Below are 14,959 nucleotides of genomic sequence, written 5' to 3'. Positions count from 1 at the left end.
GACGGCGAGGCGCTAGGCTCCGGGATCCAGCAGCTGGCCGAGGCCCTCGGTCGTGTTGTCGCCGTTTCCGGAGTCGGAAGGCGTCGGAGTGGGCGTGGGAGTGGGCGTCGGCTTCGGCGCCGGGGCCTTCGCCACCGTGATGGTCACGGTCTTGCCCTGTTCAACAGCCGCATCCGCGGCATCGCTCTGGGCCGTCACCCTGCCCGGCTGCACCTGCGAGTTTTCGACTTCCTTGATGGCCGCGCCCAGGCCGGCCTTCTTCAGGGCTGCCTGCGCCTCGGCCCGGGTCAGCCCGATGAGCTGCGGAACGGCCACCTTGCCGGTGGAGACAATGATTTCGACCGTGCTGTCCACCGCGACGGACTGGCCCGGAGCGGGGTTGGTGGTGATCACAATCCCGGCCGGCACGTTGGGGCTGTTGTTCAGCGTCGTTTTGGGCGCTCCGCTCAGCCCGGTGCGTCGCAGTTCGTCCCTCGCATCAGCTTCGGTCCGGCCCGGCAGATCGGTGGGGATCGTGACGACGCTGGGCCCTTCGGAGATGGTGAGGGTGATATCCGCGTTCGGCTCCAGGGCGGTGCCCGCAACAGGTTCGGTCCCGACGGCGATGCCCTTCGGTACCGTCTCGTGCTGGACGCGCTGCAGCTGGGGTTTGAGCCCGACGTTGTAGAGCTTCTGCAGCGCCTCGGATTCGGTCAGCGCCGTAACGGCAGGAACGTCCACCTTGGCAACCGGCGCCGGCCGCTGGTTGACCATGTTGTAAAGCCACAGACCGCCGCCGGCCAGAACAAGCAGGGTAAAGATCACCAGCGTCGCGATCCACATCCGGCGGCGGGTTTTCTGCCGGGGACTGGGCTCGCGTTCAGCCGGCAGGCTCAGGCCGAGGCTGCCCGTGTCCGGCGGAGCGGCCGCCGTCGTTCCGTCCAGGGCAGTGTCCCCGGCGTCGGCTGGCACGGCCGGGAGACGGCCGGACGGGGCGTCGTCGAGGAACTTGGCGCCGGTCAGGGCGAAGGCCGCTGTCGGGGGCAGCTGGCCGGTGCCTTCGACCGTATTGTTCGGGTCCGTCGGGGCTTCGCCGGGCGGCAGGGCAGCGACGGCGACGCCGCTGCGGGCCGCGCGCAGGGCGCGACGGAAGGCCGCGGCGTCCTGGAACCGGTCCGCCCGGTTCTTTTGCAGGGCCTTAGCCAGCACACTGTCGAGGGCGGGGGAAACGTCCGGGTTGAGACTGCTCGCGGGCTCCGGGATCTCCCGCACGTGCTGGTAAGCGACGGACACCGGGCTGTCGCCGACGAAGGGCGGACGGCCGGTCAGCATCTCGTACAGCAGGCAACCGGCTGAATACAGGTCGCTGCGCGCGTCGACGGTCTCGCCCCGCGCCTGCTCGGGGGAGAGATACTGCGCCGTACCCACGACGGCCTGGGTCTGTGTCATGGTCGCCGAGGCATCGGCCATGGCGCGGGCGATTCCGAAGTCCATCACCTTGACGGTGTTGGCACCCGGGCACATCACGTTCGCGGGCTTGATGTCGCGGTGCACGATCCCGGCGCGGTGGCTGTAGTCCAGCGCGGACAGCACGCCGAGGGTGAAGTCGATCGCCTGGTCGATGGTGACCTCGTTGGCCTTGATCAGGTCGCGGATGGTTTTGCCGGATACGTACTCCATGACGATGTACGGCACCCGGACACTGTCGTCGTGACCGCCCGGGACGGCGTGGTCTCCGGTGTCGAAGACGGCCACGATCGACGGGTGGTTCAACGCCGCGACGGCCTGGGCCTCGCGCTTGAAGCGGGATTGGAACTGGGGGTCACGGGCCAGATCGGGCCGGAGCAGCTTGATCGCCACGGTTCGGCCGAGCCTGGTGTCCACCCCCCGGTAGACGTCCGCCATGCCGCCGCGGCCGATCAGCTCACCCAGCTCGTAGCGTCCGCTGAGGACGCGCCGGGCCGACGCGGGGCTGCTGTCCTCCCGGTGCGCTGGAGTGCGGGGTGAAGTCGACATGGAAGGCTACTTCGTGGAGGTGGCGCTCGGGGATGGTGAAGACGCGTCCGGAGCCGTCGGGGCGGCGAGGTGGTAGGTCACGACCGAACCCGCGGGAACCTCATCGCCGGAGGCCGGCTCGGAGCTGACGAACGTGCCCTCTTTCTGGGTGCCGTCGCCCTCGACCGGTTCGCCCTTCTGCCACCGCAGCCCGGCGTTCTCAATCGCCCGCTGGACCTGCTTTTCGCTCGCACCCGGTTCCAGCGACGGGACCGCCACCTTCTCCGGACCCTTGGAGTAGGTCACGGTGATGGTCTCGCCGGGCTGGACCGGGCCGGAGGGATCGATGTCCAGGACCGTGCCCGGCGCGGCGGGATCGGCGACCCCGTTGCCCCTGACCTGCAGGCCGAGACCGATCAGTTCGGCCCTGACCTCTTCGTAAGGACGGCCCTTGTAGGCGTCCGGGATCAGGTTGATCGCCGGGGGCGTCGATTCCGTGGGCGTGGCCGAGCTGCTGGTCGGGCTGGGCGACTTCGAGGTGGGAGCGGCGCTCGTCGTGGTCGCCTTGGCGCTGGAACTCGTGACGGCGGGAGAAGACGGGAACAAAACCCCGGCCTGGGACAGGACGATCCCCACCAGGGCGAACAGCACCAGCAGGATCAGGGCGATCAGCGGCCAGGTCCACGGGCTGCGGCCACGGCGGCGCTTCTCCTCCGCGGGCTCGTAGCCGTCGTAGTCCTCTTCCTCCTGCTCCCAAGTCCGCTCCGCGGCCAAGGCATCGGCGCGGTTGAGCGCGTTGCGGGCGCCGTGGCCACTGGCGGCGGCGGCACCTGCCGCGAGGCCTGCGGCAGCGCCGGCGCCGGCTGCCCCGAGCACCGGCAGCGCCGACGTCGACTTGTCTTCCGCCGCGGACGCACCGATTACGCCGGTCGCCGCCGTGGGCACGTTGACCGGCGCGGTGATCGGCCCGGTGGCGGCCTCGAACAGCAGCATGCCCGGGACAGCGGCGTGGGCCGCCGCAATATCCCCGTTGCGGATGGCGTCGGCCGCTTCGGCGAGCTTGATCGCGTCGGCCGGGCGGTTTTTCGGATCCTTGGCCAGCATTGACATCAGCAGCGCACGCACCGGCCGGGGCAGGGTGTCCGGCAGCGGCGGCGGCGCGTCGTTAACCTGGGCCAGGGCGATCGCGATCTGGGATTCCCCGGAGAAGGGGCGGTGGCCGGTAAGGCACTCATACCCGATGACGCCCAGCGAATAGATGTCCGAGGCACCGGTGGCGGTCTGGCCGGTGGCCTGTTCCGGGGCCAGGTACTGGGCCGTGCCCATCACCTGGCCGGTCTGGGTCAGCGGCACCTGGTCTGCCAGCCGGGCGATCCCGAAGTCGGTGACCTTGACCCGGCCGTCCGGCGTGATCAGCAGGTTGCCCGGTTTGATGTCGCGGTGCACCAGGCCCTGGGCGTGCGCGACGGACAGGGCCCGCGCCGTCTGCGAGATCATCGAGAGGGTGCGGTCCGGGGAGAGCACCTGCTCGTGTTCGATGATGCTGCTCAGCGGCTGGCCGGGGACGAGCTCCATCACGAGGTAGGCGGAGCCCTCTTCCTCGCCGTAGTCGAAGACATTCGCGATGCCGACGTGGTTCAGCAGGGCGGTGTGCCGCGCCTCGGCACGGAAACGCTGCAGGAATCCGGGATCGCCGGTGTACTCCTCCTTGAGGACCTTGATCGCGACGATCCGGCCCAGGATCAGGTCCTTGGCCTTCCACACTTCCCCCATGCCGCCGATCGCAATGCGTGTGGTCAGCTGGAACCTGCCGCCGAGGGTGATTCCCGATGTAGGCCTCACTTATTCAACACCGCCTCAAAAATCTTCTTCGCGTTCGGACTGGTTAGGTTTGCGCCGGTGGTGATGTCCACGCCTTGCATGACGATGGTGACGGCCACTTGCGGGTCGTTTGCCGGGGCAAACCCGGTAAACCATGAATTGTTCAAGCCGGTGCCGAGTTCGGCCGTGCCGGTCTTGCCGGCCACTTCAATGCCGGGCACCGCGGCGCCCCGGGCGATGCCGTCGCTGACCACGCTGGCCATCCACTCGGAGATCTGGCGCGCAATTTCGGGGCTGGTCGACGTCCGCAGGACCTCAGGCTTGGGCTCGTTGATGATCCGCAGGTCCGGCGACCGCAGGGCCTTGACCAGGCTCGGCTTCATCTGCACCCCGCCGTTGGCGATCGCGGCGGTCATCGTGTTGATCTGCAACGGCGTGGCGCGGACGTCGCGTTGGCCGATGGCCGACTGGGCCAGGCCGGCGTCGTCCAGCGGTTCGCTCGGGAAGAAGCTCTTGGCGCTCTCGAGCTTGAGCTGGTCGCCGAAGTCCTGGCCGAAACCGAACTTGGCGGCCTGCTCTTCGATGGCCTTCTGGCCCAGATCGATAGCGATGCGGGCGAACGGCGTGTTGCAGGACTGCTGCAGGGCGAAGGCGAACGTCGCGGTGTTCCGGGTGTAACAGTTGCCGCCGGCGTAGTTTGGCAGCTTGTACTGGATGCCCGGGAACGGCATTTCCGCCGGGTTAGGCAACACGCTGTCCTTGTTGTATTTGCCGGAATTCAGTGCGGCGGCGGTGTCGATCAGCTTGAACACCGAACCGGGCGCCAGCAGCGCCCCGGTGGGGCCGCTCACCGACTGGTTGAGGTTGATCCCGGGGATCTTGTTCAACGCCGTGATGTTTGCCGCTTCGGCGTCCGCGTCCTGCGTGGCGATCAGGTTCGGATCGTACGAAGGCTTGGACACCATCGCCAGGATCGCGCCGGTCCGGGGATTGGTGACCACGATCGAACCGCGCTGGCCCTCCGGGATCAGGTCATAGGCCAGCTTCTGGATTTTCGGATCCAGAGTCAGCTCCACCGAGGCACCCTTGGGCTGGTTCCCGAGGAACAGCTGCCCGACCCGGTCGAGGAAGAGCTGGTCCGAGCTACCGGCGAGCTGCTCGTTCATCGCCAGTTCCATGCCGGTCAGGCCGTAGTTCTTGGAGAAATAGCCGGTGATCCCGGCGTACAGCTCCGGCTGCGGGTAGCTGCGCTGGAACTGGCAGGTCTCCGAACCGGCCACCGACTGCGCGATGGGGGTGCCGCCGACAATGATCGCGCCGCGGTCGTTGCAGTAGTTCTGCAGCAGTGTGCGCTTGTTCCATGCGTTGGTCTTCAGCTCGTCGGCGCCGACCACCTGCACGTAGCTGAGCGCCCCGAAGATGAGGGCGAACATGGCGATCGCCGCGATCCAGGAGTTGCGAATGGCCTGGTTCACAGGTGTTTCACCGCCTCGGTGGGAGCGTCTGGACTGGTACGGGGGGACGACGGCGCCGCGGCCGGCCTCGGCGGCACAGCCGCCGCCCCCGTCTCGGCGTCGGGCGCCTGTCCCGGCGGCAGCGGGGTGGTGTCCACCGGACCGCGCGCGGCGTGCGAGATCATCAGGAGCAGGCCGACGATGATCCAGTTGGCCAGCAGCGAGGAACCGCCGGCGGCCAGAAACGGCGTGGTCAGTCCGGTCAGCGGGATCAGCCGGGTGACGCCGCCGATGACGACGAAGCACTGCAGGGCGACGGCGAAAGACAAGCCCGTGGCGAGCAGCTTGCCGAAGGCGTCCCGGGTGCCGAGCGCGGCCCGGAATCCGCGGGTGAAGAGCAACAAGTACATGAGGACGATCGCGAAGACGCCGATCAGCCCCAGTTCCTCGCCGAAGGACGCGATGATCATGTCGCTGTTGGCGAAGGGAACCAGGTTCGGGCGGCCCTGGCCCAGCCCGGTGCCGACCAGGCCACCGTTGGCCATGCCGAAGAGACCTTCGACGATCTGCCGGCTGCCGCCGAACTCACGGTCGTAGACCTCGGGGGTGAAGGCGTTGAGCCAGCCGTCGATGCGGAGCGCGACGTGGGAGAAGACCTTGGACGCCACGAAGCCGCCGGCTGCCATCAGGACCACGCCGATGATGACCCAGCTGATCCGGCTGGTGGCGACATAGATCATGACGAGGAACAGGCCGAAGAAGAGGATCGAGGTCCCCAGGTCCCGCTGGAAGATCAGCACCCCGATGCTGACCAGCCAGGCCGTGATCATCGGGCCCATGTCCTTGAACCGGGGGAACTGCACCGGCCCGATCTTCCGGCCCGCGAGCAGGATCAGGTCCCGGTTGGAGGACAGATACCCGGCGAAGAAGATCGCGAGGGTGATCTTGGCGATTTCGCCCGGCTGGAAGGTCATGGACCCCAGCTTGATCCAGACGCTGGCGCCCAGGACCTCGCCGGCGGAAATGCCCGGAACCAGCGGCAGGATCAGCAGCACCGCGCTGACGGCGAGCGAGATGTAGGTGAAGCGCCGCAACAGGCGGTGGTCCTTGAGGAAGAAAATGACGGCGATCGCGACGGCCATGGCCACCAGGGTCCAGCGGAGCTGGTTGTTGCCGGTGTCCTCACCGACCCGGTCCAGGCGGTGGATCATCGCCAGGCCGAGCCCGTTGAGGGCCACCACCAGGGGAAGTATTACCGGATCGGCATATTTCGCCCGGAGCCGTAACACCACGTGGAATGCCAGCGCCGCCGCCGCAAGGAGCCCGGACTGGAACCAGAAGTCGGTGTCGAACGCCTTCTGCCGGTCCACTCCGACGAGGGCGTTCGCGCCGATCCCGACCACGAGGGCCAGGATCAGCAGGACCAGCTCGGCGTTGCGGCGCGGCTTGGGCGTGGGATCGATCGGTGTCATTTGTCCCCCTCGCAGTAGGTCGGGGTCGGGGACGGGGTGGGGCTGGGCGACTTCGTGCGGGCGGCGGCGCCCGCCGACGCGGAGCTGCGCGGGGACGCCGAGGCGCTGGGAGTGGCCGTGGGCGAGGGGGTCAGGCACTCGTCGGCGGGCGCCGTCGTGCCGGTGCGCTCAAGGTTCTTCACGATCCGCTGGGCATCGTAGAGGTCCCGCGCAGGGACCGTCTGGCGGACCCGCTGCTGCGAGAATTCTGGCAGGTCTGACATGCGGATATCGGTCACCGTTTCGAGGGTGGAAAGCGGGATGGGGCCAAGCCGCTGGGAGACGCCGTTGAAAATCGCTACGCGCTGGTCGTATTCGCCGACGTAGTACCGCGTCTGCGTCCACGCGTAGCCGAGCCACAGGCCGATCCCCAGGACGGCGACGATGGCCGCGGCGATGGACACGGTCAGCCAGCGCCGGCGCCTGACGGGCGGTTTGAACTCGTCGGGTTCGTCTTTGTCCGGATCGGCCTTGTGGGTCAGGACTGTCGCGGCACGGCGGGCCACGGTGCGGCCGGCGATGGACGGGATGGAGCCCGAGGCCGCCGCGGACGCCGCGGCTCCGACCAGTTCGTGCGGGCGTGTGGAGAGTTCCTCGCGCAAAACTTCGGCGGACAGGTGCTCGCCAAGGTGCGGGTCGGTCGACGGCTGGGGCTCTTTGTGTCCTTCGCCGGAACCGTCCTGCGGTTTGTCCGGGAGGCCGGCGGCGTCGGGGGCCTTGGCGGCGAACACGCTGCCGCTGCCGGGCGCGGACGGGGCCGCGGACACGGCGGGCGGCTGCGGGGCCGGAGCCGCCACCGGCGTCGGGATGACCTCGACGGCGGCGGTGCTGACATCGTCGGGGGTTTGCTCCGCGATGTCGACCATCACGACGGTTACGTTGTCCGGCGCGCCGGCCTTCAGCGTGAGTTCGACGAGGGTGTCGGCGCATTCGCGCAGGCTCTTCGTTTCGCGCACGGTGCGTTCCACGACGTGCCCGGCGACATAGTTCAGTCCGTCAGAGCAGAGCAGCCAGCGTTCACCAGGCTGGACCTCCAGGACGTCGAGGTCCAGCTCGGGGCTGGCATCGACGTCGCCCAGGACGCGCATGAGGACGTTCTTGTGCGGGTGGGTTTCCGCCTCTTCCGGGCGGAGCCGGCCTTCGTCAATCAGGCGCTGGACGAAGGTGTGGTCGACGCTGACCTGTTCGAACTCGCCGTTGCGCAGCCGGTAGGCGCGGGAATCACCAATGTGGGCGAAATGGAGCCGTCCGCCCGCGAGCAGCAGGGCCGTGACCGTGGTCCCCATCCCGGCCAGTTTGGGGTTCATGTGGACCAGCTCGGAGAGCAGCGAGTTGGCGGTCTGGATCTCGTCCGCCAGCACGGTGTCCGCTTCGCCGGTCTCGGCGTCGTAGTCGTCCCGGTCGAGGTGGATCATGTCCAGCACGGTGGCGGCGGATGCCACGTCGCCGCCGGCGTGCCCGCCCATGCCGTCCGCGACGACGGCAAGGTGGCGGCCGACGTAGGCGGAGTCGTCGTTTTTCGCCCGCACGCGTCCGACGTCGGAACGCGCGGCGTAGCGCATGATGAGCGGCCGCTTCGGGGCAGTTGCTGCCTCTTCTGCGGGGGATTCGGGGGTAGCCATGGCTACGGCCTCAATTCAATGACCGTCTTGCCGATTCTCACGGGGACACCCAGCTCCACCGGGAGGGCCCGGGTCAGCTGCTGGTCTGCCAGATACGTGCCGTTGGTGGACCCGAGGTCCTCGATGAACCAGCGGCTGCCTTGCGGGAAGAGGCGCGCGTGCCGGCCGGAGGCGTAGTCGTCCTCCAGGACCAGGGTGGCTTCCTGCGCGCGGCCGAGCAGGATGGGGCTGGCCGCCAGCGGCAGGGTGGTGCCCTTCAGCGGGCCCTCGGTCACGACGAGCTGCCGTGCCTGCTGCTTTACGGGGGCCGGGGCGGGCTCGGCCAGGGCCGGGTTCCGGCGTACCTGCCGCGCCGTTGGTGCCCCGGCGGCCGCCTTGCGGCCGATCATGAGGTCCCGGCGCATGGCCGAGACAATGCTGAAGATCAGCACCCAGAGGAGAATCAGGAAACCAAAGCGCAGTGCGGTGATGGTCAGTTCGCTCACGGGCGGCCGCCCGGGTTCGCGGGCATCAGGCGGAAAGTGATTTTGGTCCGTCCCATCGTGATCGTTGCGCCGTCGGTGAGTTCGGAGCTTCCCACGACCTTGTGGCCGTTGACGTAACTGCCGTTCGTGGAGCCCAGGTCGATCGCCTGCGCGGTGCCCTGGCCGCTGCGGATTTCCAGGTGCCGGCGCGAGACCCCGGTGTCGTCGATCAGGATGTCCGCCTCGGAGGAGCGGCCCAGTACGACGGAGGGCGCGTTCAGCGAGTAACGCTGGCCGTCGATGTCCAGCACGGGCTGGAGGCGGCCGGGTTGCCGGGTCGGTGCTGCCGGCATGGCGGGCTGCCCCGCGGCCTGGGGAGCTGCGCCCGGGGCTTTTTCAGTCCGTGATGCGATCTCGAAATCGCCGGCGCGCCGGTCCTCGTCGCGTCGGAAGCTGATCCGGACCGGGCCCTGCAGCGTGTAACCCTGGCTGCGGACGTGGTTGATGACGACGTCGCACAGTTCCTCTGCCAGCGGCGTGCCCCATTCCTGGGCGCGCTGGAAATCGTCACCGCTGAGCAGGACGTCGAAAACATTCGGAGCGAGGGTGCGGCCGGCGGCGATGGTGAGAGCCTTGTTATCCACCTCGCGGCGGAGATGGCTGGCGATCTCGACCGGCTCGACCTGCGCGCGGGAACCGGTGGAGAAGACTCCGCGGACGGCCTTTTCGATGCCGCGCTCGACTTTGTCCAGCAAGCCCATGGTCCTTCTCCTTTCCTGGCAACTGCGGGGCAGTGTTTGTTCCGGAACTCGGTTTCCAACAATCGCAGGTGTCCCCGGGAATCGGGCACTCCTAGATCAGATACTACTGGGCGAGGCTGGGAATGGCCTTAATGAGGCCCGCGGCCGCTGCCGGAAAATTTGCCCCGCCGCGGCGCTGACATGCGCCGATACCCGTCCCGTTGCCCTCCGCGCCGCCTCCCCGCCGGGGGCCTGGCAGAGGGCGCGGCGCCGGCTGCCCAACGCGGCCCGGGACCTTCCCGGAGGCCGATTAGTGTTTTCCGCCGTTTGTCCGTTATGCTTGATCTCGCTGCTTTTACGAGGTTGGAAACGGATTCCGGCTCCCTCCGATGTGGAAGAAGTTGCGCGCGAGTGGCGGAACGGCAGACGCGCTGGCTTCAGGTGCCAGTGTCCGAAAGGGCGTGGGGGTTCAAATCCCCCCTCGCGCACGCAGATGAAAGAACCCCGGTCTTCGGACCGGGGTTCTTTTTTGTTTGCCGTGTAGATGTGCCGCCTTAGCCGGCTGACGGCCGGAGTCCTGCCGGGGGACCGCCGGGCGCCGCGTGTCAGGACCGCAGCGCCCCGAAGCCCGCCACCAGCGCCTCCAGCCCGAGGCTGAAGGCCACGTCCGCCTGGTTGGTGTAGCCCTGGTCGCCCAGGCTTGCGACGGCGGCGGAGAAGTTCGGCGTCGCGGCCCCGAGGCTGCCGGAATCAAAGATGTCCGCCGGCGCCGTGACGTCATAGGCCGAGCCAAAGATAAAGGACTCCAGGGCCACGATGGCGGGAATGATGCGCTCCTGCGGAAAGCCGGCCCGCCGGAACCCGGCGCTGACGGCTTCGTACATGGCCAGGGTCTTGGGGGCATCGGCCACGGGCAACACGGCGATCACCGGGATCAGCGGAGTGTGCCGGGCAAAGACGTCGCGGTAGCTCCAGGCCCAGTCCCGCACGGCCTGGTCCCAGGGCTGGGTCTCGAACGCCGACACGTCCACGAACGACGTCAGGTGGTCCTGGACCAGGACCAGGACGTCGCGCTTGGACGAAACGTGGTTGTACAGGGCAGACGGCGCGACGTTCAGGGTCCGTGCCAGGGCCGCCATAGTGAAGCCGTCGTACCCGCTCTTGCGGACCAGCCGCAGGGCCGCAGCGGTGATGCCCTCCTGGTCAAGAACCGCCGAGGCGGGCCGGCCCACGCGGCGGCGCGGCTTGGCGTCCGGGCGGTGCGGGTCCGCGGTGGCGCTTGGCGTTGCCGGCATTTCGGGCCTTTCTCCTGGACTGTCCTCTTGAGTATTCCACCGGAAGCGATTTTGCGCGGGGTCTTCCCTCTTTCCGCGGGGCGGGCTATAGTCGTCACAAATGAATGGCATTCATTTAGTGGGCCGCGTCACTTCAGCGGCCGCAGAGAGGACATCATGCTGGAACTTGACCGCGACGTCGCCATTGTCGGAGCCGGACCCGCAGGGCTGACCGCAGCCCGCGAACTGCGGAAGGCGGGACTGAGCGTCGCCGTCCTGGAGGCACGCGACCGGGTGGGCGGCCGGACCTGGACCGACACCGTTGACGGCGCCATGCTGGAAATCGGCGGACAGTGGGTCTCGCCGGACCAGACCGCGCTGCTGGGCCTGCTGGACGAGCTCGGGCTGCAGACCTACGACCGCTACCGTGCCGGCCAGTCGGTCTACATCGGCGCCGACGGCAAGCGGACCCTCTACACCGGCGACACCTTCCCGGTGAGTGAAGGCACCGCCGCGGAGATGGACAAGCTGACCGCCCTGCTGGATTCCCTGGCCGAGGAAATCGGTGCCGAGGAACCCTGGGCGCACCCCAAGGCCCGCGAACTGGACACGATCTCCTTCCACCACTGGCTGCGCGCGAACTCCCCGGACGAGGAGGCCTGCAACAACATCGGCCTGTTCATCGCCGGCGGCATGCTCACCAAACCCGCGCACGCGTTCTCGGCCCTGCAGGCCGTGCTGATGGCCGCGTCCGCCGGTTCCTTCACCAACCTCACCGACGAGGACTTCATCCTGGACAAGCGCGTCGTCGGCGGCATGCAGCAGGTCTCGCTGCTTCAGGCAGCGGAACTGGGCGACGACGTCGTCCTCTCCAGCCCCGTGCGCACGATCCGTTGGGAGGAAGGCCGCGAAGGTGGCTCCCCACGGGCCACCGTGGCTTCCGACCGCGCCGCCGTCAACGCCCGCTTCGTCATCATGGCGGTGCCGCCGAACCTTTATTCCCGCGTCTCCTACGACCCGCCGCTGCCGCGCCGCCAGCACCAGATGCACCAGCACCAATCGCTGGGCCTGGTAATCAAGGTGCACGCCGTCTACAGCACCCCCTTCTGGCGGGAGGACGGACTCTCCGGGACCTGCTTCGGGGCCGATGCGCTGGTCCAGGAGGTGTACGACAACACCAACCACGGCGATGCCCGGGGCACCCTGGTGGGCTTCGTCTCCGACGAGAAGGCCGATGCCATGTTCGAGCTCAGCGCCGACGAACGCCGCCGCGCCATCCTCGAATCGATCGCCGGCTTCCTGGGCGAGAAAGCCCTCACCCCTGAGGTCTACTACGAGTCCGACTGGGGCTCGGAGGAATGGACCCGCGGCGCCTACGCGGCCAGCTACGACCTGGGCGGCCTGCACCGCTACGGCAAGGACCAGCACGCCCCGGTGGGCCCGATCTACTGGGCCTCCTCCGACCTTGCGGCCGAGGGATACCAGCACGTGGACGGCGCGGTACGGATGGGACGCCAGGTAGCGGCCCGGATCGTGGGCGCGGCCGACCGGACGCCGGCAGCGCGCTAGCCGCGCGGCACCACCCTTTATCTCCAACCACTAACCCAATAACCAGAGAGGTCGGCCAGATGCGTTACGTAGTGGGGTATTCAGCGAATGCCAGAGGCCGCGACGCGGTAAACCTGGCCGTCTCCCTGGCCCGCGGCCGCGGCGCGGCCCTGGACCTGGTGGTGGCGATCCCGGAGCCCGGTCCGTTCAACGCCGCGCATGCTCCGGCCGCCGGCTACGACAGCTACCTGCACCAGCAGGCCGCCGAGTGGCTGGACGAGGCCCTGGCCCTGGTGCCGGCCGACGTTCCGGCGAAGGCGCACATCCGCAGCGGCGAATCCGACGCGCAGACCCTGATCGACGCCTGCGATGAGTTCGGCGCGGACATGCTCATCATCGGCGCCACCAGCAACGGTCTGTTCAAGCGGTTCACCGTCGGATCGGTGGCCGGTGCCCTGCTGCATGCCGCCACCGTCCCGGTGGCGCTGGCCCCGCACGGGTACCACCGCCGGGAGGCGCTGACCCGCGTCAGCTGCGGTCTGGGCGACCGGCCCGGCGCCGAGGAACTGCTGGACTTCGCCGTCTCCATGGCGGTGAACCGGCAGGTGCCGCTGCGGGTCGTGTCGCTGCTGACCCTGGACGAGGGTGGTGCGGCCGACGCCGCCGAAACCGCCCGCGACTACGCCGGCAAGCACTTGGCCGCGGCACTACCCACCGATGCTTCCGGCGCCGCGCCGGCAGTGAAGGCCGACGTCGTCGTTGCCCAGGGCCGCAGCGTCGAAGAGGCCGTCGACCGGCTGGACTGGGAGGACGGCGAGATCCTGCTGATCGGCTCGAGCCGTCTCGCCCGGAGCCGCTCCATCTTCCTGGGCAGCACCGCCAACCGCATCCTGCGCGCCCTGCCGGTGCCGATGATCGTGGTCCCCAGCGACTACGAACTGAAGCACCTGACCCATTCAACGTCGAATGACACCTCCCGAGAGGCACAAGCATGAGCACCGAACACGCGACCGCCAAGGCCGCAGCACACCGCCAGCAGGACCACGGCCTGAGCGAGAAAGGGCTGAAGGCCGGATCGGTGGGGCTGATCGGCGCCGTCGTCATCGGCGTCTCCTGCATCGCCCCGGCCTACACCCTGACCGCGGCCCTGGGCCCGACCGTTTCCGAGGTCGGCGTCCACCTGCCGGCCATCTTCCTGGTCGGCTTCATCCCGATGCTGCTGGTGGCCTTCGGCTACCGGGAGCTGAACAACGCCATGCCCGATGCGGGCACCTCGTTCACCTGGGCATCGCGGGCCTTCGGCCCGTGGCTCGGCTGGATGGGCGGCTGGGGGCTCATCGCGGCGACCATCATCGTGCTGTCCAACCTGGCCGCTGTCGCCGTCGACTTCTTCTACCTGATGCTGGCCCAGCTCTTCGGCAACCCCGAACTGGCGGACCTGACCACCAACCTGCCGCTGAACATCGCCACGACGCTGGTCTTCATCGCCCTGGCCTGCTGGGTCTCCTACCGCGGCATGGAAACCACCAAGACCGTGCAGTACGTCCTGGTCGCCTTCCAGCTGCTGGTGCTGGGCTGGTTCGCCGTCGCGGCCTTGAGCCACGTGGCGAACGGCACCGCCTTCGACGCCACCGCCATCGCCCCGGACTGGTTCAACCCGTTCGCCGTCGAGTCCTTCTCCGCCTTCGCCGCCGGCGTTTCGCTGTCGATCTTCATCTACTGGGGCTGGGACGTGACCCTGACGATGAACGAGGAGACCCGCAACCCGGAGAAGACCCCGGGCCGGGCGGCCACCGTCACCGTCCTGGTCATCGTGATCATCTACATGACCGTCGCCCTCGCCACCCTGGCGTACGCCGGCATCGGCGAGGAAGGCCTCGGCGCCGGAAACCCGGAGAACCAGGGCAGCATCTTCGCCGTCCTCGCCGGACCGGTCATGGGCCCGTTCGCCATCCTCATGTCGCTGGCCATCCTGAGCAGCTCGGCGGCGTCGCTGCAGTCCACTTTCGTCTCCCCGGCCCGCACCCTGCTCTCGATGGGCCACTACAAGGCGCTGCCGCAGAAGTTCGGCCGAATCAGCCCCAGCTACAAGTCCCCGAGCTACGCCACGATTGCCGCGGCCGTCGCCGCCGCCGCGTTCTACGTCGTCACCCGGACCCTGTCCGAAAACGCGCTCTGGGACACCATCACGGCGCTGGGCATGATGATCTGCTTCTACTACGGCATCACCGCCCTGGCCTGCGTCTGGTTCTTCCGGGCCGAGGCCTTCAGCGGGGCGCGCGCGTTCTTCTTCAAGTTCCTCGCACCCCTCCTGGGCGGCGTCATCCTGCTGGTGATGTTCGTCAAGACCGCCTACGACTCGATGGATCCGGAGTACGGTTCAGGATCGTCGGTCGGCGGGCTCGGCCTGGTCTTCATCCTCGGCATCGGCGTCATCCTGCTCGGCGCGGTGCTCATGCTCATCATGGCCAAGCTGCGGCCCGAGTTCTTCAAGGGCCAGGTCCTGACCCGCGGCCAGTAGCACCGCACCCCCGGGGGTCCTCCCGCCGCC

Annotated in this window: 11 protein-coding genes and 1 tRNA gene; 4 read left to right on the top strand and 8 right to left on the bottom strand. The window is 68.4% G+C overall.

Annotated features, from left to right (window positions below):
• Positions 1-12: 12 nt before the first annotated feature.
• Genes pknB through ASG71_RS02470 form a run of 7 tightly spaced genes read right to left on the bottom strand, consistent with a single transcriptional unit; the run spans position 13 to position 9,607 of the window.
• Positions 13-1,995: a Stk1 family PASTA domain-containing Ser/Thr kinase gene (gene pknB / locus ASG71_RS02500; protein ID WP_056736739.1), complete on the bottom strand. Its 1,983-nt coding sequence runs from the start codon at positions 1,993-1,995 to the stop codon at positions 13-15.
• Positions 1,996-2,001: 6 nt separating this feature from the next.
• The gene (locus ASG71_RS02495; protein ID WP_056736737.1) at positions 2,002-3,816 is read right to left on the bottom strand and encodes a protein kinase domain-containing protein; all 1,815 of its coding nucleotides are present in this window, start codon (positions 3,814-3,816) and stop codon (positions 2,002-2,004) included.
• The gene (locus ASG71_RS02490; RefSeq protein WP_056736735.1) at positions 3,813-5,270 is read right to left on the bottom strand and encodes a peptidoglycan D,D-transpeptidase FtsI family protein; all 1,458 of its coding nucleotides are present in this window, start codon (positions 5,268-5,270) and stop codon (positions 3,813-3,815) included. Before ASG71_RS02490 ends, ASG71_RS02495 begins: the two co-directional genes overlap by 4 nt.
• Positions 5,267-6,721, bottom strand: a complete 1,455-nt coding sequence (locus ASG71_RS02485; RefSeq protein ID WP_056736733.1) for an FtsW/RodA/SpoVE family cell cycle protein — start codon at positions 6,719-6,721, stop codon at positions 5,267-5,269. Before ASG71_RS02485 ends, ASG71_RS02490 begins: the two co-directional genes overlap by 4 nt.
• On the bottom strand, positions 6,718-8,382 hold the full coding sequence (locus tag ASG71_RS02480; protein WP_056736731.1) for a PP2C family protein-serine/threonine phosphatase: 1,665 nt from the start codon (positions 8,380-8,382) through the stop codon (positions 6,718-6,720). Before ASG71_RS02480 ends, ASG71_RS02485 begins: the two co-directional genes overlap by 4 nt.
• Before the next feature lie 2 nt (positions 8,383-8,384).
• Positions 8,385-8,867, bottom strand: coding sequence for an FHA domain-containing protein (locus ASG71_RS02475; RefSeq protein WP_056736728.1), 483 nt, complete (start codon positions 8,865-8,867; stop codon positions 8,385-8,387).
• Positions 8,864-9,607, bottom strand: coding sequence for an FhaA domain-containing protein (locus tag ASG71_RS02470; RefSeq protein WP_056736726.1), 744 nt, complete (start codon positions 9,605-9,607; stop codon positions 8,864-8,866). The genes ASG71_RS02475 and ASG71_RS02470 overlap by 4 nt, the downstream gene beginning before the upstream one ends.
• Before the next feature lie 384 nt (positions 9,608-9,991).
• Between ASG71_RS02470 and ASG71_RS02465 the strand changes: the two genes are divergently transcribed.
• Positions 9,992-10,074, top strand: a tRNA-Leu gene (locus tag ASG71_RS02465).
• A gap of 117 nt (positions 10,075-10,191) precedes the next feature.
• Here ASG71_RS02465 and ASG71_RS02460 read toward each other — a convergent pair.
• A complete protein-coding gene (locus ASG71_RS02460) occupies positions 10,192-10,881 on the bottom strand; it encodes a TetR/AcrR family transcriptional regulator (protein WP_056736724.1) in 690 nt (229 codons plus the stop codon).
• Between the two features lie 156 nt (positions 10,882-11,037).
• On the opposite strand from ASG71_RS02460, the gene ASG71_RS02455 reads away from it, so the two are divergent.
• From ASG71_RS02455 to ASG71_RS02445, 3 genes are read left to right on the top strand one after another with little or no spacing between them, the layout of a single operon-like run.
• The gene (locus ASG71_RS02455) at positions 11,038-12,429 is read left to right on the top strand and encodes a flavin monoamine oxidase family protein (RefSeq protein WP_056736722.1); all 1,392 of its coding nucleotides are present in this window, start codon (positions 11,038-11,040) and stop codon (positions 12,427-12,429) included.
• A 59-nt stretch (positions 12,430-12,488) separates the two neighbouring features.
• The gene (locus ASG71_RS02450) at positions 12,489-13,403 is read left to right on the top strand and encodes a universal stress protein (protein ID WP_056736720.1); all 915 of its coding nucleotides are present in this window, start codon (positions 12,489-12,491) and stop codon (positions 13,401-13,403) included.
• Positions 13,400-14,929, top strand: coding sequence for an APC family permease (locus tag ASG71_RS02445; protein WP_056736717.1), 1,530 nt, complete (start codon positions 13,400-13,402; stop codon positions 14,927-14,929). The genes ASG71_RS02450 and ASG71_RS02445 overlap by 4 nt, the downstream gene beginning before the upstream one ends.
• Positions 14,930-14,959: the final 30 nt, after the last annotated feature.

Origin of the sequence: Arthrobacter sp. Soil763, from assembly GCF_001428365.1 — a bacterium.
Taxonomy (GTDB): Bacteria; Actinomycetota; Actinomycetes; order Actinomycetales; family Micrococcaceae; genus Arthrobacter.
Note: the sequence above shows the minus strand (reverse complement) of the source record. Positions and strands in the feature narration are given on the sequence as shown.

Bases quoted from the DNA above. Each gene is read 5' to 3' on its own strand.
- ASG71_RS02460 (WP_056736724.1), bottom strand. From the start codon at position 10,881: ATGCCGGCAACGCCAAGCGCCACCGCGGACCCGCACCGCCCGGACGCC.
- ASG71_RS02485 (WP_056736733.1), bottom strand. From the start codon at position 6,721: ATGACACCGATCGATCCCACGCCCAAGCCGCGCCGCAACGCCGAGCTG.
- ASG71_RS02480 (WP_056736731.1), bottom strand. From the start codon at position 8,382: ATGGCTACCCCCGAATCCCCCGCAGAAGAGGCAGCAACTGCCCCGAAG.
- pknB (WP_056736739.1), bottom strand. From the start codon at position 1,995: ATGTCGACTTCACCCCGCACTCCAGCGCACCGGGAGGACAGCAGCCCC.
- ASG71_RS02450 (WP_056736720.1), top strand. From the start codon at position 12,489: ATGCGTTACGTAGTGGGGTATTCAGCGAATGCCAGAGGCCGCGACGCG.
- ASG71_RS02445 (WP_056736717.1), top strand. From the start codon at position 13,400: ATGAGCACCGAACACGCGACCGCCAAGGCCGCAGCACACCGCCAGCAG.
- ASG71_RS02470 (WP_056736726.1), bottom strand. From the start codon at position 9,607: ATGGGCTTGCTGGACAAAGTCGAGCGCGGCATCGAAAAGGCCGTCCGC.
- ASG71_RS02455 (WP_056736722.1), top strand. From the start codon at position 11,038: ATGCTGGAACTTGACCGCGACGTCGCCATTGTCGGAGCCGGACCCGCA.